Here is a 1,473-nt window from a genome sequence, read left to right on the forward strand (position 1 = left end):
CGGGCAGGCCGCGCGCCTTAAAAAGGGCCGAAAAGCGCAGGACTTCCCGGAGCGGACGATCGCGGCGGCGCGCATCCGCGGCGGCCCCGTCCGCACGTGGCCCCATCCGCGCCGGACCATCGCGGCGGCACCAGGACACATCACCCGCATGAGCGTCGACGAGGTCAAGCAGGGCGAGCGGATCCGCGGGCTCGTGGATTTCGCGCAGCGCTCGCTGACGGAGCTGCGCCGCGGCGCGGAGACGATCGAGCCGATCCCCACGAAGCGCGGCCGCGCCCTGGTGCAGCAGGCGCGCGCACGCCTCGCCTGGACGCGCCTGCCCGGCCTCAGGCCGCCGGACACCCGCCCCGTCAGCTACACCCGCATGCTGCTCTGGCGCTTCGGCCTGTTCGTGGCGCTGCCGACCGCGGTGGTCGGCCTCTACCTCTTCGTCTTCGCCTCGAACCAGTACATCGCCGAGGCGAAGTTCGCGGTGCGCGGCAACGTCGAGCCGATGGAGCACTCGAACCTCGGCGAGTTCAGCGCGCTGATCCAGAAGCACAACAGCCAGGACAGCTACATCGTCCGCGACTTCATCCGCAGCCAGACGCTGGTCTCGGCGCTGGAGAAGAGCGTCGGCCTGTCGAAGATCTTCTCGCGCGGCGAGGCCGACTTCTGGGCCCGCTACAGCGACCCGCAGCCGGTCGAGGTGCTGACCAAGTACTGGCGCCGGCAGGTCGAGGCGCATATCGACGCGATCTCGGGCGTGATCCAGCTCACGGTGCGGACCTTCACGCCGCAGGACTCGCTCACCATCGCGCAGGAGGTCATCACCCGCGCCGAGCGCCTGATCAACGAGATCTCGAGCCGGGCCCAGGCCGACATGCTGGTCCAGTCCCAGAAGGACGCCGACGTGGCGCAGGCCCGGCTGCGCGAGGCGCATCTCGCCCTCCAGCGCTTCCGCAACAGCTGGGGCATCATCGACCCGGTGAAGGCCGCGGAATCGACGATGACGACGATGCTCACGCTGCGCCGCGACAAGATCAAGGCCGAGAACGACCTCCAGGTGCTGCGCGCCTCGAACCTCGACGAGAAGTCGCGCTCGATCCAGGTGCTGGTGGCCAACGTGGCGGCCATCGACCAGCAGATGCGCGACCTCCAGGGCCAGCTCACCCGCGACGTCGGCCAGTCCGGCTCGCCCACCATGGCCAACGCGCTCTTGGAATACGAGGGCCTGATGGTGGAGCGCACCATCGCCGAGAAGCTGCACGAATCGGCCAGCAACCTGCTCGACCGCGCCCGGGTTTCGGCGGGCAAGCAGCACATCTTCCTGGCGGTGATCGAGCAGCCGGCGCTGCCGACCGACAGCCTCTACCCGCACCGGGGCCGCGCCCTGTTCGTGACCTTCTTCTGCTGCGTGCTGGTGTTCTGCTCGTTCTCGCTGATCCTCAGCGGCATCCGCGACCAGCGGGTCTGAGGCGCGCTCCCCCTGCG

General features: G+C 69.5%; 1 protein-coding gene. It reads left to right on the forward strand.

Annotation, left to right across the window (positions count from 1 at the left end; all coding sequences use genetic code 11):
- Positions 1-1,456 (forward strand): hypothetical protein (locus AX737_RS09265; protein ID WP_245293419.1); only part of this gene is annotated, 1,456 nt, incomplete at its 5' end.
- Positions 1,457-1,473: the final 17 nt, after the last annotated feature.

The organism is Methylobacterium sp. CCH5-D2, assembly GCF_001556475.1.
Taxonomy (GTDB): domain Bacteria; phylum Pseudomonadota; class Alphaproteobacteria; order Rhizobiales; family Beijerinckiaceae; genus Methylobacterium; species Methylobacterium hispanicum.